This is a genomic window from Bacillus sp. FSL H8-0534 (assembly GCF_038005885.1).
GTDB lineage: Bacteria > Bacillota > Bacilli > Bacillales > Bacillaceae_G > Bacillus_A > Bacillus_A pseudomycoides.
In genome coordinates this window covers 4,586,890-4,608,747 of the sequence record NZ_JBBOUC010000001.1, presented here as the reverse complement: position 1 = coordinate 4,608,747, position 21,858 = coordinate 4,586,890, and the positions used below count along the sequence as shown (strand labels likewise).

General features: G+C 34.8%; 19 protein-coding genes and 1 riboswitch. Of the genes, 10 read left to right on the top strand and 9 right to left on the bottom strand.

Annotated elements, in window-relative coordinates; genetic code table 11:
• Positions 1-404 precede the first annotated feature (404 nt).
• Positions 405-1,262 (top strand): metallophosphoesterase, encoded by an 858-nt coding sequence (locus MHH71_RS23585; protein ID WP_006095819.1) that lies wholly within the window; start codon positions 405-407, stop codon positions 1,260-1,262.
• 99 nt (positions 1,263-1,361) lie between these two features.
• Entirely contained in the window at positions 1,362-1,583 is a 222-nt protein-coding gene (locus MHH71_RS23580) for a hypothetical protein (RefSeq protein WP_003208297.1), read from the top strand.
• Between the two features lie 359 nt (positions 1,584-1,942).
• Here the strand turns inward: MHH71_RS23580 and MHH71_RS23575 are convergent, their stop codons facing one another.
• On the bottom strand, positions 1,943-4,051 hold the full coding sequence (locus tag MHH71_RS23575; protein WP_033799702.1) for an RNA degradosome polyphosphate kinase: 2,109 nt from the start codon (positions 4,049-4,051) through the stop codon (positions 1,943-1,945).
• Positions 4,052-4,171: 120 nt separating this feature from the next.
• A complete protein-coding gene (locus tag MHH71_RS23570) occupies positions 4,172-5,710 on the bottom strand; it encodes a Ppx/GppA family phosphatase (RefSeq protein ID WP_033799076.1) in 1,539 nt (512 codons plus the stop codon).
• Between the two features lie 179 nt (positions 5,711-5,889).
• On the opposite strand from MHH71_RS23570, the gene MHH71_RS23565 reads away from it, so the two are divergent.
• Positions 5,890-6,348, top strand: a complete 459-nt coding sequence (locus tag MHH71_RS23565; protein WP_006095822.1) for a YkyB family protein — start codon at positions 5,890-5,892, stop codon at positions 6,346-6,348.
• A 30-nt stretch (positions 6,349-6,378) separates the two neighbouring features.
• On the opposite strand, the gene MHH71_RS23560 is transcribed toward MHH71_RS23565, so the two are convergent.
• Both MHH71_RS23560 and MHH71_RS23555 read right to left on the bottom strand, forming a co-directional pair.
• Entirely contained in the window at positions 6,379-6,999 is a 621-nt protein-coding gene (locus MHH71_RS23560) for a YkyA family protein (protein ID WP_050774439.1), read from the bottom strand.
• Between the two features lie 55 nt (positions 7,000-7,054).
• Complete coding sequence (locus MHH71_RS23555; protein ID WP_018780872.1) at positions 7,055-7,873, bottom strand: peptidoglycan-N-acetylglucosamine deacetylase; 819 nt, start codon at positions 7,871-7,873, stop codon at positions 7,055-7,057.
• A gap of 792 nt (positions 7,874-8,665) precedes the next feature.
• On the opposite strand from MHH71_RS23555, the gene MHH71_RS23550 reads away from it, so the two are divergent.
• Positions 8,666-8,899 (top strand): phage holin, encoded by a 234-nt coding sequence (locus MHH71_RS23550; protein WP_003199911.1) that lies wholly within the window; start codon positions 8,666-8,668, stop codon positions 8,897-8,899.
• Between the two features lie 29 nt (positions 8,900-8,928).
• On the opposite strand, the gene MHH71_RS23545 is transcribed toward MHH71_RS23550, so the two are convergent.
• A complete protein-coding gene (locus tag MHH71_RS23545; protein WP_029426891.1) occupies positions 8,929-9,444 on the bottom strand; it encodes a hypothetical protein in 516 nt (171 codons plus the stop codon).
• A gap of 564 nt (positions 9,445-10,008) precedes the next feature.
• Here MHH71_RS23545 and MHH71_RS23540 point away from each other — a divergent pair.
• The 3 genes from MHH71_RS23540 (at position 10,009) to metE (ending at position 15,074) form a co-directional block, all read left to right on the top strand.
• Positions 10,009-11,544: an MDR family MFS transporter gene (locus MHH71_RS23540; RefSeq protein WP_006095825.1), complete on the top strand. Its 1,536-nt coding sequence runs from the start codon at positions 10,009-10,011 to the stop codon at positions 11,542-11,544.
• Positions 11,545-11,636: 92 nt separating this feature from the next.
• Positions 11,637-12,194 (top strand): PadR family transcriptional regulator, encoded by a 558-nt coding sequence (locus MHH71_RS23535; protein ID WP_033797255.1) that lies wholly within the window; start codon positions 11,637-11,639, stop codon positions 12,192-12,194.
• A 273-nt stretch (positions 12,195-12,467) separates the two neighbouring features.
• Positions 12,468-12,656, top strand: a riboswitch (cobalamin riboswitch).
• A 129-nt stretch (positions 12,657-12,785) separates the two neighbouring features.
• Complete coding sequence (gene metE, locus MHH71_RS23530) at positions 12,786-15,074, top strand: 5-methyltetrahydropteroyltriglutamate--homocysteine S-methyltransferase (RefSeq protein ID WP_006095826.1); 2,289 nt, start codon at positions 12,786-12,788, stop codon at positions 15,072-15,074.
• 317 nt (positions 15,075-15,391) lie between these two features.
• Here the strand turns inward: metE and comJ are convergent, their stop codons facing one another.
• Both comJ and nucA read right to left on the bottom strand, forming a co-directional pair.
• The gene (gene comJ / locus MHH71_RS23525; RefSeq protein ID WP_029426889.1) at positions 15,392-15,781 is read right to left on the bottom strand and encodes a competence protein ComJ; all 390 of its coding nucleotides are present in this window, start codon (positions 15,779-15,781) and stop codon (positions 15,392-15,394) included.
• A gap of 18 nt (positions 15,782-15,799) precedes the next feature.
• Positions 15,800-16,234 (bottom strand): DNA-entry nuclease, encoded by a 435-nt coding sequence (gene nucA / locus MHH71_RS23520; protein ID WP_029426887.1) that lies wholly within the window; start codon positions 16,232-16,234, stop codon positions 15,800-15,802.
• Between the two features lie 239 nt (positions 16,235-16,473).
• On the opposite strand from nucA, the gene MHH71_RS23515 reads away from it, so the two are divergent.
• Complete coding sequence (locus MHH71_RS23515; RefSeq protein WP_003199901.1) at positions 16,474-17,217, top strand: DUF3967 domain-containing protein; 744 nt, start codon at positions 16,474-16,476, stop codon at positions 17,215-17,217.
• Between the two features lie 293 nt (positions 17,218-17,510).
• Here the strand turns inward: MHH71_RS23515 and MHH71_RS23510 are convergent, their stop codons facing one another.
• On the bottom strand, positions 17,511-18,785 hold the full coding sequence (locus MHH71_RS23510; protein WP_006095828.1) for a sensor histidine kinase: 1,275 nt from the start codon (positions 18,783-18,785) through the stop codon (positions 17,511-17,513).
• A 310-nt stretch (positions 18,786-19,095) separates the two neighbouring features.
• Here MHH71_RS23510 and MHH71_RS23505 point away from each other — a divergent pair, with 310 nt between their 5' ends.
• A complete protein-coding gene (locus MHH71_RS23505) occupies positions 19,096-19,296 on the top strand; it encodes a hypothetical protein (protein WP_003199899.1) in 201 nt (66 codons plus the stop codon).
• Between the two features lie 100 nt (positions 19,297-19,396).
• Positions 19,397-20,560, top strand: coding sequence for an aminotransferase A (locus MHH71_RS23500; RefSeq protein ID WP_003199898.1), 1,164 nt, complete (start codon positions 19,397-19,399; stop codon positions 20,558-20,560).
• A 13-nt stretch (positions 20,561-20,573) separates the two neighbouring features.
• On the opposite strand, the gene malR is transcribed toward MHH71_RS23500, so the two are convergent.
• Positions 20,574-21,596: a maltose operon transcriptional repressor MalR gene (gene malR / locus MHH71_RS23495; protein WP_003199897.1), complete on the bottom strand. Its 1,023-nt coding sequence runs from the start codon at positions 21,594-21,596 to the stop codon at positions 20,574-20,576.
• Between the last annotated feature and the right edge of the window lie 262 nt (positions 21,597-21,858).

Genomic DNA, 21,858 nt, shown 5'->3' with positions numbered 1-21,858 from the left:
AAATCTTTATATTTTTAAATTTTTCTGATATCTTTAGATAAGTAAATCACTTTCATTGCCATATTTCTTATAATCTATATAAATCCATTTTGGTTTTTCGACATATAATCCACTGCTATGCAGAACAAAAAGTGACCCGCACTTGTTTTCTCTCTTTGTTTTCACTTAGCATGGGGCAGGAAAAAAATCTGACTGCCTCTATGCATGGCCGGATGCTCTCTCCCACCTAAAGATTAGGTTTTTGTCGGTTTTTCAATTTGTATTTATATATACTACTTTTCGATATCTCAAAATATAATTCTAGAACAAGAAATAAATGGAAAGGAGAGCCAAGTGACCTATAATGATTTGCCTGTATATCTTATAAACTTCCTTTTGTATACTATAGGTTCGCTCATATTCCTATGAAACAAATAACGAGAAGAAACTTTATAAAAACAGGAATACGCACTTGTCTCTATACTTGTATTACAGCTGGTCTCGGCTATTACTATGCAAAATATATAGAGCCGAACTTTCTTTCTTTCACACATCATACCCTTCGTTCTCCACTTATTCCCAAAAACTTTCACGGTATGAAAATCGTCCAATTTAGTGATTTACATTTAGGATACTATTTTTCTCTCCAGCACCTTTCAACAATCGTTTCAAAAATAAATAGTGCTGCGCCTGATATTGTCCTTTTTACTGGTGATTTAATCGATGACTACCAAACATATAGCGAAACTCCTTTTGTTTCTTCAATTTTGCGAAATATTCGTGCACCCTTTGGTAAATTTGCAATCTATGGAAACCATGATCATGGTGGGTATGGAACCGAATACTATAGTCAAATTATGAGTGATGCAGGTTTTGAAGTATTACAAAATACCGAAAAACGTATTCGTTTATTCGATAATAGTGAAATTTCTATTTTCGGAATCGATGACATGCTTCTTGGCAAACCAGAAATCGAGGTAACATTACACCATGTGCAAAAAGAGCTATATACAATTGTGCTCGTACATGAACCTGATATAGCACCTAAAATTGCAAACTTCCCAGTAAACCTCCAACTTTCTGGACATAGTCATGGTGGACAAGTACAACTTCCCTTTTTAGGAGCGATCATTACCCCAGCACTAGCAAAACATTACATTGAGGGATTTTATCATATTCAAGAATTACTCCTTTATGTAAATCGCGGTCTTGGAAGGACACGTGTTCCATTTCGTTTTTTGTCCAGGCCTGAAATTACAGTATTCACCCTTCAGCACCTGTAACCTATAATTGCCTATTTTCTCATATATCCTTTCTTGTACTCGCTCATCCATGCTTTTTCACCATATGATAACAATGAGTCCAATAAAGGAGGTTTTTACATGTACCCATATCCTCAGCCCTATCTAGTTCGTTCAGGACCCATTGGCCCAGTAAGTGACTCACGCTTCTTACCCTTCTTCGGTGTTCCATTCTTAGCAGGACTTGCTGGCGGCTTACTTGGCGGAGCATTAGCATTCGGCCCTAGACCATCTTACTATCCTCCATATCCGCCAACACCGTTTCCTTGTTACGGAGGGCCATGCCAGCCGTATTATTATTGATATAAACAAAAACTATGAAAAGGCCCCTTATTTATATAAGAGGCTTTTTTCATTCATTTCTATTAATTGAAATTTTATTTGATCATTTTTCTATATGAACCCATTTTGATTTTCCAATATATAATCCGCTACTATACAGAACAAAAAGTGATCTGCATTCGTTTTCTCTCTTTGTTTTACCGTTGCACGGAGCAGGAAGTGGGATTGACCGCTCCTATGCATAGCTGGATGCTCTCTCCCACCTAAAAAAAGGAGTTATGTCGTTTTTTTCAATTTGTATTCATATATAATATCCTTATAATCTTAGTACTAGGTACTTACTCATAAGTTATTATTAACTATTTCATATATACAAAACATCACTCTACATCAGTATTTTGATAAGCCATCTTAAATAATTTCACTTGGCTATCAATCTCTTGCGAACTATTATTGATTACATAATAGTATTCACCATCTTTGTTTTGTTCACGCGTTTTTACATTATCTGCTAAAACAAGCTGTAATATTGCGTTTATTCTTGCCTTCATTTCAAGGCCTAGAATTGGAAAAGATATTTCTACTCGCTTTTCCATATTCCTTGTCATCCAGTCAGCGGAAGATAAATAAATTTTTTCATCTCCATTATGATGGAAATAATAAATACGGCTGTGTTCTAAGTAGCGCCCAACGAGACTAATCACCCTAATATTTTCACTTACATTTTGAATACCAGGGCGTAAGCAACATGTTCCTCTCACGATAAGTTCCACCTTCACTCCAGCCTGCGATGCCTCATACAACTTTTGAATCAACGGTTTATCTGTTAATGAATTCATCTTAGCAATAATGTGTCCATTACCATATTGCTTATGATAGCGAATCTCTTCATCTATTAGCTCCATAAATTGCTGGCGTATATCAAAAGGTGCCACTGACAAATGATGAAAATGAGGTTTCGTTGTATAACCGCTCAAATAATTAAAGAAATTTGTTGCATCTACTCCAAAATCTTTCCGGGATGTAATATAGCCAAAATCCGTATATAGCTTTGCAGTCGCATCATTATAGTTTCCTGTCCCTAAATGTACAAATCTTTCGATTTTTCCGTTTTTTCTTCGTACAACAAGTGTAATTTTACTATGTGTTTTCAAATGACTTACACCATAAATAACGTGGCAACCCGCTTGTTCAAGTTCCTTTGCCCAATGGACATTATTTTCTTCATCAAAACGAGCCTTTAATTCAACAAGCACTGTTACTTGTTTCCCCTTCTCTGCTGCGGTCTTTAATGCCTGAATAATCGGAGAATCTCCACTTACACGATATAACGTTTGTTTTATAGCCAGCACATTCGGGTCATCTGCCGCATCACGCACAAAATCAACAACTGGCTGAAAAGATTCAAATGGATGATGCAATAAAATATCGTGCTCAATTGCTTTCTCAAATACATCTTCTTCATCGTCTAAATCTTGAGGCGGTTGCGGAATAAGAGCTGGATAAACAAGATGTTCATATAAAGGTGCTAATTTTTTGTATAAGGAAAATAAACATGTTAAATCTAATGGTCCCTCCATCATATATACATCTTCATCCTTTACCTCTAACACTTCATATAATAAAGCTAAAACTCTTTCATCTACGTGTTCTTTTCCAATTTCCAAACGAACAGCCGTCCCCCACTTACGTTTTTTTAACTCTTTTTCAATTACTTTCAATAAATCACGTGCACCCTCTTCATGTATTGTCAAATCCGCATTACGCGTAATACGAAAACGAGTGACCGAGGATACTTTATATCCTGTAAATAATTTATGAGTAAAACTACTAATTACGTCTTCTAATAAAATAAATTTATGTTTTTGATCTTCACTTGGCAAAAAAATAAAACGCTCGAGTAATGAAGGCACTTGGACAATACCAAGCTTTGTTCTGTTCTCTTCCTCTACCTGTTTCTCATCATAGAGAATAGTAGCTAAGTTTAAACTTTTATTTAAAAGCATCGGAAACGGACGATATGCATCTATCGCTACAGGTGTTAAGACTGGAAAAATTTGTTCATCAAAATATTCTTCAATAAACTCACGTTGCTCTTTCGTTAAATCTTGAAATGTTAACGGCTCAATACCTTCCATTCCAAGCGCTGGCAGCACAGTATTTTTAAATGTATTATACTGAACTGTCATCAATTCATGAGCTTTCGTAGCAATTTTATTTAGCTGCTGTTTTGGTGTTAATCCAGCCTTATTTTCTGGTTGATTGAAGCCCGCTTTTACTTGATCTTTTAATCCAGCAACACGTACCATAAAAAATTCATCCAAATTTGAACTGAAAATACTAATAAACTTTAATCTTTCTAAAAGTGGATTACTTTCATCTTGTGCCTCTTGTAACACACGTTCATTAAAAGCAAGCCAGCTTAATTCACGGTTATTATAGTAAGCAGTATCATTCAAATTTACAAAGCTTTCCTTCATCAATTCCAATTCCAATTCCATTTCCCCTCACACTTCCCTTGAAACTTTTTCAATATAATTTAGTTACATTTATTGTAACAAATTCCAATTTATCGAAGTGTAAAACTTTTGTAAAGACATCCGTACAACTTAATATTCCTCTTCAAATATTAAATCAATATTCATCTTCAATGCTTTTTCTAACTGCTTTTTCTGCTTTTCTGCTTGTACCTTTTCTGCTAAAGCTGATTGTTTACAAACAATGTGGAATACAAGCTTCTCTTTATTTTTTTCTACGTTAATCTTTTCAATAAGCGCCCTTTGTCTCACATTTAAAGCAGCTGAAAATTGTAAAACTGCCCCTAACAATCGAATTTTTTTCTGTTCACTCTTATCAAACCAACCTTCAAATGGTGTTAAGTGCTGTTTAAATAGCATTTTCGACTTATAAGATGCGATGAGTGCAAGTCTAATACGTTCTTTATGCATCATGCCGTCGATTGTTTTATTCGCCAATAAATAGAATGTATGCAGACGGCTTGCTTCTGTATCTATGTATTTCCCGATATTAAATACTTTGGCAGCTTGATAAAATATACCCCAATCTTTTTCTGAAAAAGAAATAATTTCAGACTCTTCAAGTTGTGTACAAATTAACGTTCCTTGCTTAATAAGTTGAACGACAAATTTCATATCCATTTCATATTCATAGGACAATAAGTGTAAACTTTCCTCTACTACATTTGGATAATAAGAAATACCTAATTTTTTTGTAAGTTCCTCATAGAAAACACCTTCTCGTAACCCTTTTCTGCTTAATACAAATGATGGGGCTTGTATAATATTTGTTAGCATATAAAATACTTCTATCGCTGGAATAATTGTATCAGCTCGATCTTTTGCTAACCCATCTAACTTCTGTAATTCTGTAAAAGAAAGACTTTCTAGTTCCTCTCTTACATCCCTTATATCTGCTTCCTTCATTTTATATAAATGCAAACCTGCTATCGGATAAGAAATTGCATTTTGATGAATTTTCACCATATTTCGAGCACTCCCACCTATAGCAATAAGGGGTAGTCTTTTTTCCTTTAACCAAGGTAACGTTTGAAATTGATACCATAGATATCTTCTTAATTCTTCTAATTCTTCTGTGGTTGGTGTCTCACGATGAATAAATTGTTGTTTTAAAGAAAGCGCTCCAAAAGGAAAGCTATAATATTCTACAATTTCTCGGTCCCGAAAATATGTAACCTCTGTACTTCCCCCACCTATGTCGACAGTAACTCCTTCTGTAAAAGAAGTTGAATTCATCACAGCTAAGTAACCATAGCGTGCTTCTTCATATTCAGATAATACCCTAAGCACAAAATCAGTTTTTCCTTCTACAAGTTTTTTTATTTCTTCTTGATTCTTTGCTTGTCTAATTGTTGCTGTCGCAACACAAAGCACATTATGTAATCCGTGAAACCTTGTACTTTCTTGAAATTGAAGTAATGTTTGCAGCAGTATATCCATCCCTTCTTGTATTAACACACCATCTATTAGATAATTTCTTAATCGTGCAACAACCTTTGTATTTTCAACTTCCTTATAAAAGCCTCCATTTTGTTTTTCATAAATCACCAATCGCATTGTATTTGAACCAATATCAATAATGGCATATTGCTGTTTCAATATATCTTTCACACTTCTCACTCTTTCATTATCAAATTTCTAGAAATCATTCCTATCACTATTATACAAAATAGTTGTTTTTTGTAACAATATTGCTTTAATATTGAAAATGTATACAATCATTTTTTGTATATAATAAAAACTACTTTTATTTATGCTATAATATTGAAAAACTAGAAAGGGGTCCCACTATGAAACCTTCACAACCACAGTCTCAATCACACAAACAATATTCTATTGATCAATTAGCTCAATCTATTTTCATTGTGAACCGGCATGCCAAAGCTGCTACAAATCCTAAATATTTATATTGGTTGAAAAAGATTGCTTTAGAACGTTTAATTAGTGAAAAGAAAGCAATAAAAGAAGGATTACATTTCTCTAGGAATCCACGTTTTAGTCAGCAACAATCAGATGTTCTCGTTCGGTTAGGTGACTATTTTTTCCATATCCCTCCTACAAAAGATGATTTCAGTACTCTCCCACATCTCGGTAGCCTTGAATCTTCCTATAGAAACCCCAAAACAACTCTTTCTTTAGTAGTAGCAAAAAAAACGCTTCAAGATTTTATTGGGCCGGAAGCGCTAAAACAGGAAAAAAAATTAAGCGAACCAATTCCTTGGTATCGGCGTACGTATACAAAGAAATAAAGCAGGCTTGGCCATAATGGCCAACCTGCTTTATTTCTTCTCTTCTTTTATTTTAATGTTCGCTTGTTTATAAAATGCTACTTTTTCTGTATTATATGATTTTGTATATTCGTTGAACTTATCTTTTTCAGCATCAATATCTTTATAAGATTGGTTCACCGTTTTTACTTTCTCACTAATATCTTTTAATTTTGCTCCTTTATCTTGAAGCATTGTGAATAATTCTTTTTCTAACTTTAATGATTTACTATAGTTGTCATACATCTTCTTAAAAGACTCATATCGTTTTTCGTAAGTATTCTTTACTTTGTCTGCTTGTTCTTTTAACTTACCATTCTCGATTTTTTTCACATATTTATCAACCGATTTCACTTCTTCTTGTGCTTTGTTTAATGCTTCTTTTTCTTTATCAATTACTTTTCCACGTTCTGCTGTATTTTTCATTGCTTGATCTAATTTTTCTTTCGCAGCTTGATTATTATCTTTTCCTTCTTGCACGATTTGACCGTATAATGTTTGGCCTTCTTTTTCTAATGCCTCTAATTTTTTCGCGTCTTCAAACATTGGCTTTTCTTGCTTCGCAGCATTTTCAAATGCTACATATAATTCCTCTTCTGGTTTTGGTCCGAAACAACCAGCTAATAATGTCATAGATAAAGCCGCTACAATTGCTATTTTATTATATTTCAACTTTTTTTCCTCCTACTTATATACGATCATCATGCCAAAAATTTAATGGAAAATGAGCAGCTTCTTCATACACTTCAAACTCATACCCTTTTTTACGAAGATCATCAATAATTGTTTGCAATGCTTGTACAGTTTGTTTTTTTTCATGCATTAAAATGACTTCACGTTCTTGTTTAGCCCCTGAAATGACATTTTGTACTACACCATTCGGATTCCCTGGTAATTTCCAATCTAAAGAATCAATAGTCCAGTCCCATTCTTTCATATTTACTGTTGCCATTTGGTCCCGCAATGCTTGATTAAGCCCTGGCATACTTCCGTACGGGCAACGAACAAGCTTAGGTTCCATCCCTGTAACATCTTTCACAATTTTCTGCGCTTGTTTCATCTCTTCTACAAACTGTCCTTGTTTATACAGTTTGGCATAATCATGTGTCATGCTATGAACACCTGGATAATGTCCTTCCTTTACTAAACGTTTCACACTCTCTGTATGAGAAGGGATGTTTCCACCAATCATAAAAAATGTTCCTTTTATTTCATTTTTCTTTAAGATATCTAAAATTTCTTTTTGAAATTCACTCGGCCCATCATCAAAAGTTAAGTATGCAACTTTGCGTACTTCCCCATTAAATTTCACCGGTGCTTTTTTATCCAACTCAACTTTTACCTGTTCACTAGCAAGCTGGATTGGGTTTACCTGAGTGGCTACAGCTCTTGCAGGTGATGTAAAGGATTGAAATATGAAAAACCCCGCCGCGATAGCACTAATTGCAATAGCAATTATAACTAGCCACCTGATCAAAGGTGATCGTCGGCTCCTCACGTCTATCATTCTACCATTCCCCTTCTCTCTTTCTATCAATCTTTTCTTGTTCATTTTACACAGTGTAAAGGTTTACTTGCAACAATTTACAAATATTCTTTTTGTTCCCTCAAAAGGAAAAGTGTAGAGATTGTTTTCCCTACACTTTTAAATAAAAAGACATTGTGCAAAATGTATTGACACATCCATTACAATTATATGATGTTTAAATCTATTTTTAAAGACTTTTGTTACAAAATATCATTTTTTTGTAACAAAAGAGATGAAATTGTTACGAAGAAACTTTTATAATTCTCTATTTTTTAAATCTCTATGTTATACGATTGAGTTCTCACTTTATTTCATAGCTCTTCTAATGATTTTCGCTCTCCTGGATAAGTTACCGTCTAAAATAATAACTGAATACCTTTTATATAATATAAATTATAAGTAAAGCAAAAAGGATTGAGCATCTATACATCTTGCATTACTAATCATACTGTATGCTTCTATATCAATAATATTTTTTTACAAAACAAAAATGTACGTATTTTTCGTACATTTTCTCTCTTAAACTTGTATTCATTTTCTTTTCTATTTCATATATATAGTATATATCTATTTTGATTTTCCAACATATAAATCGATGCTATGAAGAACGAAAAGTGACCGCTACTTGTTTTCTCTCTTTGTTTTAAATTGGCATGGGGCAGGAAAAGGGTCTGCATGGCCAGATGCTCTCTACCACCTAAAAAAAGGTTTTATGTCGGTCTTTCAATTTGTATTTATATAATATATATCCATTACCGAAAGGAGAAAAAGATGTTACAAAGAGAAAATATTTCAGACGTCATTCGTTTTTTAGCCGGATTTCTCTTATCATTAAAACTATTATTTGAATCATTCGGGCTTTCTTTTATTACAAATGACCAAATTGATGCTATCATAAATGTTGCTTCTTTCTTATTTATTTTATACTTCGGATATAAAAATAACTATGTAGGAAAAAAAGGCCTGGAACAAAAAGAATTACTAAAGAAGCATAATTTGCATTAAAAAAGGAACCCACTTCCCGGGGCTCCTTTTTATTGTTGTATCAATATTGCTTCTTTTGTTTGAAGTGGTCCATATAATCGGCCCTTCTGCTGAAATGTGTATGTAGCACGTAACGAAATATGAGACGGGATTTGTATACGTGATGCTTTCACCTGACAGATTAATTGAGCTTTTTCACCTGGTAGTAATTCATCAATCCTCCACCTTACAAGTTGGAATAAAAACTCTCCCGTCCCTTTACTCGTTTGTAATGTATTAGGGATATATGCAAAATGATCACGAATCATATGACTAACGATTACGCGAGAAATTTCTTCGCTTCCTATGTTTTCAACTTCTAATTGAATAAAAAGAATTTCATGTACATCATAAACAACTTCTTGTGAAAAACACTTTTCTTTTTTACTGCGAATTTGTAATGTTACCGCTACATTTGGATTGGACTGTTTGCTCGTAACTTCTTTAGAACCACCTTCCATCCACATAACAGGTTGTAAAGATAACGGAAACAATTCTTTATCTAGACTTATTTCCCACATTTTCACAATCACAATTCACCTCATTCCAGATGGTATTATCTGTACAAATTTATTCTGCTCTCCTAAATAATAAACTACCCTTCTCCAATTCGTTCACCTTAAAACATTCCCCTATTTATTCCAATAAAAATACACGTCTTCAACATTTTTATCTTTCTTCTTTATCTTATTCGACGACGTGATTAAAAAACCATTTTAAATAGCTATACACTCCTTCATTCGCTAGATTCCTTTTGTTTCTTCAATATTAAAAGCTATAAAGTGAAACTTTAATTCAGTAGAGATTTTCTTCATCCCCACTGATTATTAGCTCTCACCTAACCTCTGAGCTTTCGCTAAATCTTGAGGTGGGAATATTACTGCCCCAAAATAGCGGGATAAAATAAAAAAATTTGCCTTTTAGTCAAATTTGACTATAATATGATTTATGCTTTCTATTCTTTATGGCACTATCTTCTCTTATAAAAGGAATAGTGAAATTATAGTCCTACATAAAGACATGCTAAAGTACGAACTACTAATAAGATTTTCCTACAGAACAGTTGATCTTATATAAAAGGAGGGGTATGTTTGCAAGAACAAGCATCTCAAAACAAAGGAAGTAAAACAAAGTTTGTTGTTGCTGGATTGTTACTTGGTATTTTAATGGCAGCAATGGATAATACAATCGTTGCCACTGCCATGGCGACAATTGTTGGAGACCTAGGAGGATTTGATAAATTTGTTTGGGTCACATCAGCTTATATGGTAGCAACAATGGCAGGGATGCCGATTTTCGGGAAATTATCTGATATGTATGGACGTAAACGTTTTTATATCGGTGGATTGCTTCTCTTTTTGCTTGGTTCTATTCTTTGCGGTACAGCAGCAAGTATTGAACAGTTAAGTATCTATAGAGCGATTCAAGGAATTGGTGGCGGCGCTTTAATGCCAATTGCATTCACAATCATGTATGATATATTCCCGCCGGAAAAACGAGGGAAAATGACTGGACTATTTGGAGCAGTTTTTGGAACATCAAGCGTATTCGGTCCTTTATTAGGGGCTTATATTACTGATTATATAAGTTGGCACTGGGTCTTTTATATCAATATTCCATTAGGGCTTATTTCCTTCTTCTTCATCTCGAAGTACTACAAAGAATCTCTACAATATAGAAAACAAAAAATCGATTGGGCTGGTGCCATTACACTTGTAATAAGCATTGTTTGCTTAATGTTTGCTCTAGAACTTGGTGGTAAGGAATATGCTTGGAATTCTAATATGATTCTTGGCTTATTTGCTACTTTTGCTATTATGCTTATTATCTTCTTCTTCGTAGAAAGACGAGCAACAGAGCCAATTATTTCTTTCCATTTATTTAAAAAGCGCTTATTTGCAGCGAGCCAAGGTGTTGCCTTTTTCTATGGAGCAACTTTTATTATTTGTACAGTTTACATTCCAATCTTTGTCCAAGGCGTTCTTGGCGGTTCAGCATCTAATGCAGGATTAATTTTAACACCAATGATGGTCGGTTCTGTAGTCGGAAGTCAAGTAGGTGGACAATTGGCGTCTCGAACAAGTTACCGTAACATTATGATCGTATCTGGAATTTTCTTTGTACTTGGGATTTATTCACTTGGCACATTAACACTAGAAACATCACGTACACTCGTAACAACCTTTATGATTCTAACTGGGCTTGGAGTTGGCTTCTCATTCTCTATTTTAAGTATGTCTTCTATTCACAATTTAGAAATGAGAGATCGCGGCTCTGCTACATCAACAAACTCTTTCTTCCGTTCTCTTGGAATGACTCTTGGTGTGACAATTTTCGGTACGATTCAAAATCAGATTTTCACTGATAAATTAAAAGCTGTTTTCCCTCCAGAATTAGAAAAAATGGTACCAACAGGTGGAGACACAAGCTTTTTATTGTCACCACATGCTACTGAAAAAATTCCACCTCAAATATTGGATGGAATTAAACAAGCACTTGGGACATCTATTGCCGATACATTTTGCTGGGCGCTTATCCCAGCTGTTCTAAGTATTATCTGTATTATACTGATGGGTAAAGAACGTCTCTTAACGGGAACAAATAAAAAACAGAAACAGGTAAGTTAATACACACCAAAATGAAACGGTATATCTCTTTCGATAAAGAGATATACCGTTTATAATATGTATAAAGTTTATATTACAGGAGTTGAGACAGCGTGAGCATGAAATTAGTCATTCTCGGCTTGCTACTCGAAGGAGATAAACATCCATATGAAGTGCAGCATATAATGAAAGAACGACAAATGAATTGTTATATTAAATACGCAAAAGGATCCCTCTATTACGCCTTTGAACAATTGGAGAAACAAGGGGCAATTGCGGTTACAAATGTTGTACGAGATACCAATCGACCAGATAAGACAATTTTCCATATAACTGAAACTGGAAGAGAATTTTTCCATACACTGCTTTTAAAGCAATTCGAGGCAAAAAACCAAATATATAAACCAATCTATTCAGCACTATCCTTCTCTCACTTTGGTGATGAAAAAACAATCATTCCTATTTTAGAAAAAAAGAGAGATGACACAATTCAATATTTACATACGATGCAATCCATATACGAACATAGCAAGGAAAATGTTCCACGTGCACAGCTTTATATTTTAAACAGTGTTATTGAACATATTACTGTTGAATTACGTTGGTTAAATGAACTCCATAAAGATGCAAGTGCTGGTCGCCTTTCAGAAATAGGAATGAATGTAAATTGACACTTTATCAGTGGGGATTTTCCTCACTGATCATTCTCCCTACCATCCACCGCCTTATGCCCTTTATTATTTCTTCTCTCTTATTTAGACATAAATCCTCATCATTCATGTTGAAAACAAACATAGAACCTTTGATTCCATCCCATTTATAAAATCATAATTTTCATAATGGTGAAAATTATGATTTTATAAATATTCTTATTTTAAAACAGTAGACAAAATTCAAAAAATTATGTTAGAATTTGTTTCAATATCATATTCGCTTGTTAAATTCCTTTCAAAAGGAAAATAGGTACACGACATTTCTGAGTTCGTGTTGAAAAGGGAAGTTTGGTGAAATTCCAACGCGGTCCCGCCACTGTAAGTGCAGAGACTTCTTTTCTATACCACTGTGAAAACGGGAAGGTGAAAGAAGTCATATGAAGCATAAGCCAGGAGACCTGCCTATTTTAACAACACTGATAGACTCACGGATGATGATTAGGTGTTATGAACGAGAAGAGAGGGCTATTTTCTGTACCTTTATACTTTTCGTTACATGCATTTCCGAGTAAACGGAAATGCTTACTTTCAATTAGGGAGGAATTTTAAATGGCAATTCAAACAAGTAATTTAGGGTATCCACGAATTGGGTTACACAGAGAATGGAAAAAAACGTTGGAAGCTTTTTGGTCAAATAAGATTGATGAGCAGCACTTTTCAACAACAATGAAAGAAATTCGTCTTCAACATGTGAAAGCTCAGCAAGAAAAAGGAATCAATTTAGTTCCAATTGGCGACTTTACATATTATGATCATGTGCTGGACACAGCCTACATGCTTGGCTTTATTCCATCTCGTTTTTCAGAGTTCACTTCTTATCTTGATGTATATTTTGCAATGGCACGTGGCTCTAAAGATCACGTTGCTTCCGAAATGACAAAATGGTTTAACACAAACTATCATTATATTGTTCCAGAATATGAAGAAGGATTGAAGATTTCTTTAAAAGACAATCGACCACTTCGCTTATACGAAGAAGCAAAACAAGAATTAGGCGTTGATGGAAAACCAGTTATATTAGGACCTTATACATTCTTAAAATTAGCAAAAGGATATAAACAAGAGCAATTTGCTACTATTTTAAATCAACTAGTTGTTCCTTATGTACAGCTATTAACTGAATTACACGAAGCTGGTGCAAAATTCATCCAAATTGATGAACCAATTTTTGCATCTTTAACAAAAGAAGAAATAGCAGAGGCGAAAGAACTTTACGCGACAATTCGTAAAAGCGTTCCAAATGCAATTCTTATCTTACAAACTTATTTTGATAGTGTAGAAGAGAACTATGAAGAAATTATTACATTCCCTGTATCCGGCATTGGATTGGACTTTGTTCACGGTAAAGAAGGTAATGTAAACACAGTTTTAGAGTATGGATTCCCATCCGATAAAATTTTAGCAGTCGGTTGTATAGATGGCCGTAACATTTGGAGAGCTGATCTTGACGAAGTCCTTTCTTTATTTAAAACATTACAAGATCACATTACACCGAAAGAGTGGATCGTTCAGCCTTCATGTAGCTTATTACATACTCCAATTGATAAAACGGAAGAAACACACTTATCAACAGAACTATTTGATGCCCTTGCATTTGCAAATCAAAAATTAGAAGAACTTACACTTATTAAACGCGCGCTTTCTGAGGGTGCAGAAAGTGTTAGTACGGAATTAGCTACTTACCGTAGCGCTCATGAAGCAATTCGATCTTCAGCTGCACGTAATCGTGAAGATGTACAAACAGCAAGAGCAACTCTTAAAGAAGAAGATTTCTCTCGTCCTCTTCCATTTGAACAACGTTATGCTTTGCAACAAGAAGCATTACAGTTACCGCTACTTCCAACAACAACAATCGGTAGCTTCCCGCAAACTACTGAAGTTCGTCAAACGCGTAAACAATGGCGAAGCGGTGACATTACAAATGAACAATATGAACAATTTATTGAAAAAGAAACTGAAAAATGGATTCGATATCAAGAAGAAATCGGCCTTGATGTGCTCGTTCATGGTGAATTTGAGCGAACTGATATGGTAGAATACTTTGGCGAAAGACTTGCTGGTTTCTCTTTCACTAAGAATGGTTGGGTTCAATCATACGGTTCCCGCTGTGTAAAACCACCTGTAATCTATGGTGATGTTGCCTTTATTAATGGGATGACAATTAAAGAAACCGCATATGCCCAGGGCCTTACAAATAAAGTTGTAAAAGGCATGTTAACAGGTCCTGTGACCATTCTAAACTGGTCATTCGTTCGGAATGATATTTCACGAAAAGAAGTTTCTTACCAAATCGCATTAGCACTTCGTCATGAAATTAAATTGCTTGAATCTTCCGGTATCCGTGTTATTCAAGTCGATGAACCAGCACTTCGCGAAGGAATGCCGCTAAAAGAAAAAGATTGGAACACATATATTACATGGGCTGTTCAATCATTCCTTCTAGCAACTTCTTCTGTAGCGAATGAAACACAAATTCACACACATATGTGTTACAGTAACTTCGAAGATATCGTAGATGCAATTCGTGCATTAGATGCCGATGTTATTTCTATCGAAACATCAAGAAGTCATGGTGAATTCATTCATACATTAGAACATACAACATATGAAAAAGGGATCGGTTTAGGAGTTTATGATATTCATAGCCCTCGTGTTCCAAGTAAAAATGAAATGTATACAATTGTAGAACAATCCTTAAAAGTATGTGATCCAAAATACTTCTGGATTAACCCAGACTGTGGTTTAAAAACAAGAAGAACAGAAGAAGTTATACCTGCTTTAGAGCATATGGTTCAAGCTGCTAAAGAGGCCCGCTCTCTTCTAAAAACAAACGCATAAGAAAATAAGAGTGTCCTTTAAAAGGATACCCTTATTCTATATTTCAACTAGCGTTCATCGCCAATAACAAGGTGGTACAAATAAAAATAAAATGAACTTCCTGACAATTACGCTAATTTATTCACATCATCAATTCCTAGTTCTTCTATATAAAGAAACACAAATAGAATAACCAAACTTAATCCGCACGATGTTGAAAAGCAGCCGATCCAATAAATGATAAGATTACGCCGCAAACTTGGCGTATATTTACACCTTCTTCCGTTCTTCATTGTAACGAAGTTTAAAAGAAAAAGCCACGATACCGTGGCCTTTTTTTACTCTTTCTTTTCAAAAAACAATTCATATTGTATCTTGTACAATTCATCATCTGTTGGTTCCTCAAGCGGTATTGCTTGTAGTACCAACAGATAATCACCTTTTGGAATTGAAATGGGAAATTTGTCAGAAAGAATACTCCTTACAAAAACTCCTTCGTCCCCCACCCTAAAAGGGACTGATATCGTTCTCATTGTCTCTTCTTTCTCAATACGCTTCCCAACTGTTGCTTTGATTTCACACGTATAATCAGAAAGTGCCTCAAAAACAATTACTCCTTCTGCTTCAGCGTATCCCCTCTCAAAATCTTCATTCGTCCAGTCTACATAAGGCTGTTCCCCCTCATAATTCATCACGATTAATTGTGAGTAGGAAATTGTTAATTCCACAAGCACCATTCCCTTCTACTACTTAACCTCAAACTTCACACGTGTCCCATCTGGGTACTTATCTAGCTTATTTCCCACCCATGAACCTGCGCCTCTATTATCAGCAGGGTTAATATATTCAATATGCGCATCTTTTCCACCTTCTTTGCACATTGCCATTGGCCATTCATCACGATCGTACCCTTTTTTTGCTGGATATGGAGCTAGAGACAACTTTCTTCTATCAGCTGCACCACTTCGATCAATCGTACATACTTTAGAATGCCCTTCTTTAATCGCATCTGCTATATGTTTCCCCGTCTCTGGATAACGTTCTTTTGGAAATTCTAGAACTTGATCATATGTAACTTCTTTCTTACTCTTTGGTTCTGTTGGTATAAACGCTTCATAGACAGCAACTAAAATAGAAAGAATAGCAATAATCGAAATGATAATGCCTTTTAATTGTTTCATATATGTACCTCCGTTTTTCGACCCAATTTCTTTTCCTAGGCTATTATAACAAACTTCCTCCATATATGTTTTCAGACATTATTTTATCCCTTCCTCCCCTTTACGCCAAAAACATTCATTTTTATGCAACTTTTCGCTAATCATGTAGAAAACTTCTAGACTTCCGACATTCTTTTTCAAAGGAAGTCTAAATAAAAGATGGAATTTGTATATACGATACTTTTTGGGGAGGAAATGTTATGGAGGCGACATATAAAACGAAGGATGTTACAAATAAAACAGGAATCCCGAAACATATAGTTCGAAAATATAGTCAACTTTTAGAACAACATGGTTATATGATTGCAAAAACTGCTGATGCTCGTATATATAAAATGGATGATATGAAGCTTTTAAAATCAATTCACGAACGAGCAGCCACTTTGCAAGAAGATATTACAGAAACAATTCCTATCATTTTAAAAGAAAAAGACAGTCCACCTGTACCGATGTTAAAACAAAATCAAGAAGTACATGCGAAAGAAGAAGACCGAAACTTTGAAGAATTCATGTTAAAACTTGAGATGCTCGCCCAATTAAACGAAGCAATTATTCATCAAAACTCTACCTTAATTACACAAAACCGCTTAAAAGATGAAAAACTAGATGAATTAATGCAACAAGTTTATGTAAAAGAAGGTACACAAGAAGAAATGCTGCAAGAGCTTATTGATCACGCAGCTCAAACAGATGCCCTACAAAAAGAAAAAATGGACTTATTGATGAATCATATGTATAAGCGTGAATCAAAGCAAGAAGAAAAAATGAACAAGCTTGTCAATCACGTTTACAATAAAGACAACAATCGAGATGCACAGCTTATGCAAGTCATTCGTGAAATTCAAGAAACAAAACGACTAATCGCCGCCTCAAAGGAGCAAAGCTTATTTCAATCATTTAAAAATTTATTTATTCGAGTCAAACCAGAAAAAACAAATGAATAAAACCTTCATCGTTAGCTTTTCATCATCCAAGGTAGAAGCTTTACAAGCCTTTCATTTTCACGTATATAAATCTATTTTAGTTTTTCGACATATTAGTCGCTCACGCGAAGCAGAAAAAGTAACCGTTAGTTGTTTTCTCTTTCTATTTTTACTTGGCATGGGGCAGGAAAAGGCTCTGACCGCTTCTATGCATGGCTGGATCCTCTCTCCCAACTAAAACGAAGGAGTTTATGTCGTTTTTTCAACTTGAATTTATATAGATAAATAAAAAAGTTACCTTATATCGGTAACTTTTATTCCTTATTTCTAACTGCTGGTAATGTAATAATTGCTTCCGTTCCTTTTCCACTCTCGCTTTTATATTCCAGCGTACCATTATGTGCTTGTAAAATACTAAAGGTAACCATAAGCCCTAGACCCGTTCCTTTTTCTTTTAATGAATAATACGGTTGTCCAAGCCTTGCTAGCTGTTCTTTCGTCATTCCAACGCCACTATCTTTTACTCGCACTATAATCACATCATCTTTTTGAATGGCGGTTACTTTTAAATACCCTTTGTTTTCTTGAATCGCTTCAATTCCATTTTTAACGATATTCATAATCGCTTGCTTTAACTTTGTCTTATCACCAATCGTATAAAGGCTCTCAGAAATTTCAACTTGTAAATAAACGCCTTGCATAGCCGCAAATGAAGACATTAAAGTAGTCATTTCTATAAGCTGCGCTGATAAACATATATGTTCCTTTTTTTCAATTTGCGGTCTAGCTAAATTTAAGTAATCCGAAATAATTTGTTCGGCCCGATCAAGCTCAGCTAGTACAAGACGCATATAGTCCTTATTCTTCATATCTTCTGTACTCTCTAATAGCTGAATAAACCCTCGAACAACTGTGAGGGGATTTCGCACCTCATGTGCTACACTTGCCGCTAGCTCGCTTATAATGTTTAACTTTTCAGATTTTTGCATTTCTGTACGTAACAATGCATTTTCATTTAAATACTCTGTTAAATACACTTGAAATACCATTGTCATAACCATAATAAAGGAAGCAAATATGTATCCACTATACAAATGCGACATAGGTGGCGTAAAGCCTACTCTCAGTAAAATCCCAAACATACTACACACTAAACCGACAAGAACATACAAAGATGAAATAATAAAGGCCACAATAAGTTTTTTTTCTCTCGGAAAAACAGACCACTTTTTTGATAGCAGGAAAGGAATGATTGCAAGACATAAAACTTCTATTATCCGAAACCACTGTAAACCATTCAAAAACCATTCGTATACAATAAAAATACAAGCTGGGATAATCCCTACAATCCCACCATACAAAAAAGCACTCATAATCGGAATTGCATGGAAATTGTAACTACAAGCATCGACAAAATAAATCGGATACGTCATAGAGAGAACAAGCGTAATACTAGATAAGAACATAATAAAATAGCGATTGGGCTTTGGAAGCATATCTTGATAACGGTTTAGACGAATCGCTTCATATAAAAACAGTGGCAAAATAATGATCGCGACTTGGATCATTAAGTCACGAATTAGCTCCATAGCCTCTCATCCCCTATATGTATTTTGATATGATTATATCATTTTACAGTTGCTTTTGTTTTAAAATTTAGATTTTTCTTAACATATTTGTAAATTATTTGTGAATAAACGTTAAGAAATGTTACAACTTTCCGAAATGATTGTAAACCCTGTACCAAACTACCATGATGCAGTATACAATGAATACGGGTTAACAAATAAAATAAAACATAGTCCAATAAACAGACAACCATAATAACATACAGCATATAATCCATACTATCTACGTGTACAAAGAAGTAATTATTATTTTAGTAGGAGGATGATAACTATGACAGGAACTACGCTTGTTTTAAAAGAGGAGAATTTGGTCGTTCTCGAAAATGTGGATAAATCAGTATACGAAGAATTGCAAGACAAAGCTGGGGAAGAAAATTGCACATGCGCTGTGAATGAATCTGTGGTACACCTTGGAAAAGTTTCTTCAGTTCTTTGGAATGAAGATGAAATAGATTGGGAATATGGGTATTAAAAAGTCGCTTTAAGCGGCTTTTTTTTTGCGCTCCAAAGCGAAAATATAAAATTTATGATAAAATAAAAGAAATTTTGTAAACGGAAGAAAGGGAGACAAAATGGAACAATTCATTAATCCTAGAGTGAAGGATATCCAAATTTCCGGTATTCGTCAATTCTCTAATATGATTCAAAACTATGATAATCTCATTTCTTTAACAATTGGACAACCTGATTTTCCAACTCCTTCTTTAGTCAAAGAAGCTGCTAAACGAGCGATTACAGAAAACTATACGAGCTATACACACAACGCCGGCCTATTAGAATTACGCAATGCAGCTTGTCATTTTCTAAAGGAAAATTACGATTTACACTATTCACCTGAAAACGAAACCATCGTTACAATCGGTGCTAGTGAAGCAATCGATGTTACATTTCGTACTATTTTAGAACCTGGAACAGAAGTTATTTTACCAGCTCCTATTTATCCAGGCTATGAACCCATTATTAGACTGTGCGGGGCAATCCCTGTGTTTGTAGATGTTCGTGAAACTGGATTTCGATTAACAGCAGAAGCGATTCAAAATGCAATTACAGATCAAACAAGATGCATCGTTTTACCTTATCCTTCTAATCCGACTGGTGTTACACTGTCAAAAGAAGAACTAACAGATATTGTATCTGTTTTAAAAGATAAAAACATTTTCGTTCTTTCTGATGAAATTTATAGTGAGCTTGTATATGAAGATAGTCATACATCCATCGCTCATTTTCCAGAAATGCGTGATAAAACAATCGTCATTAATGGACTATCAAAATCACATTCAATGACAGGCTGGCGCATCGGTCTTTTATTTGCTCCAAGCTATTTAGCAGGGCATATTTTGAAAGTTCATCAATACAACGTTACATGTGCAACTTCAATCGCACAATACGCTGCAATCGAAGCGTTAACAGCAGCAAAAGATGCACCGCGAATGATGCGTCATCAATATAAAAAACGCCGTGATTACGTATACAACAGACTGATTCAAATGGGCTTAACTGTTGAGAAACCAACTGGTGCCTTTTATTTATTCCCATACGTTGGAAATCTTACATCCTCATCATTTGATTTTGCCATTGATCTTGTTAAAGAAGCTAGACTCGCTGTTGTTCCAGGAACAGCATTTTCAGAGTATGGTGAAGGGTATATTCGTCTTTCATACGCTTATAGTATGGAAACACTAAAAGAAGGCTGCGATCGTTTAGAAGAATTTTTAAAACAAAAAGCTAAGAGATAACACTCTTAGCTTTTTACGCATAATGATCACAAGTTTGGCGCTTCAGTAATTTATGCGGAATAATAATGCATTTTGAAGTGGACTCGGAATGCTCCACCTTATCAACTAACGCTTTTGCAGCCTCATACCCTAATTGATAAATATTCACATCAACAGTTGTAAGCGGCGGGCTCGCAATTTCAGATAATAAAGCATTATTAAAGCTCACGATTGAAACATTTTTTGGTACAGCAAGCCCTTTTTTGGCAAGCGCACTTAACACCCCAAGACCGATTAAATCATCTGTTGCCATAATTGCCGTCGGCGGCTTTTCAAGTCCCATTAACTCTTCTACAGCCTGCTGGCCACCCTCTCTTGAAAAATCAAAATGTAAAATATATTCATCTGGCAACATAATGTCAGCTAGTTTTAAAGCATCGCTCATTCCAGCTAAACGATCTTTCGTAACAAGTAAATCAGAACCACCGCCAATAAACGCTATCTGTTTATGTCCAAGTGAAATTAAGTATTCCGCTACTTCTCTTGCAGCTGTATAGTTATCATTATCTACATATGTAATTTCATCTTTTCTTTCGTATGGTTTTCCAATTAAAACAAATGGGAAATTTTGTTCATGTAAATATTGAATAATACGATCGTTCTCACGTGAATAAAGAAGAATAATTCCGCCGATTTGACGACCCTGTACCATCTTCACAACGCCATTAAAAATCTCCTCTTCTGTTTCACCAGTTGACATATACAACGCATAACCTTCGACATGTGCAAACGAGCTAATCCCTCGAATTACTTCTGGGAAAAATGGATTTTGAAATGCTTTACTTGCAGAACTCGGCATAACAAGACCGATTGTTTTTGTTGTTTGATTCGCAAGGCTTCTCGCATTTAAATTTGGATGATACCCTAGTTCACTCATTACTTTACGGACACGGCGCTTTGTTTTTTCACTTATACTTGGATTATCAGCAATTACACGAGACACAGTGGAAGGCGCAACATTTGCCTTTTTCGCTACATCTTTAATTGTAACTGTCATAAAATCTCCTCCTCTCTTCTAATTCTTCATTCATATCTATTTTTATCCTGCAGTTCTACAGGTAGTAGGAGAAAACGAAAGCCGCCATTACTTTATTTCATTCCTCAAAAAATTATATTAATGTAAACTAATATTCTCCCTCTTCATGTATTGTAAGGGATACAAGCTTATTTTCCTATACTATAATATACTATTTTTTTCACATCTTTCCCCTTACAATGTCATATGAATCGAACTTCTCCCTAAAAAAGAGAAATGGGAC

Bases quoted from the DNA above. Each gene is read 5' to 3' on its own strand.
- MHH71_RS23585 (WP_006095819.1), top strand. From the start codon at position 405: ATGAAACAAATAACGAGAAGAAACTTTATAAAAACAGGAATACGCACT.
- MHH71_RS23580 (WP_003208297.1), top strand. From the start codon at position 1,362: ATGTACCCATATCCTCAGCCCTATCTAGTTCGTTCAGGACCCATTGGC.
- MHH71_RS23565 (WP_006095822.1), top strand. From the start codon at position 5,890: ATGAAACCTTCACAACCACAGTCTCAATCACACAAACAATATTCTATT.
- MHH71_RS23560 (WP_050774439.1), bottom strand. From the start codon at position 6,999: ATGACATTATTAGCTGGTTGTTTCGGACCAAAACCAGAAGAGGAATTA.
- MHH71_RS23555 (WP_018780872.1), bottom strand. From the start codon at position 7,873: ATGATAGACGTGAGGAGCCGACGATCACCTTTGATCAGGTGGCTAGTT.
- MHH71_RS23550 (WP_003199911.1), top strand. From the start codon at position 8,666: ATGTTACAAAGAGAAAATATTTCAGACGTCATTCGTTTTTTAGCCGGA.
- metE (WP_006095826.1), top strand. From the start codon at position 12,786: ATGGCAATTCAAACAAGTAATTTAGGGTATCCACGAATTGGGTTACAC.
- nucA (WP_029426887.1), bottom strand. From the start codon at position 16,234: ATGAAACAATTAAAAGGCATTATCATTTCGATTATTGCTATTCTTTCT.
- MHH71_RS23515 (WP_003199901.1), top strand. From the start codon at position 16,474: ATGGAGGCGACATATAAAACGAAGGATGTTACAAATAAAACAGGAATC.
- MHH71_RS23510 (WP_006095828.1), bottom strand. From the start codon at position 18,785: ATGGAGCTAATTCGTGACTTAATGATCCAAGTCGCGATCATTATTTTG.
- MHH71_RS23505 (WP_003199899.1), top strand. From the start codon at position 19,096: ATGACAGGAACTACGCTTGTTTTAAAAGAGGAGAATTTGGTCGTTCTC.
- MHH71_RS23500 (WP_003199898.1), top strand. From the start codon at position 19,397: ATGGAACAATTCATTAATCCTAGAGTGAAGGATATCCAAATTTCCGGT.
- malR (WP_003199897.1), bottom strand. From the start codon at position 21,596: ATGACAGTTACAATTAAAGATGTAGCGAAAAAGGCAAATGTTGCGCCT.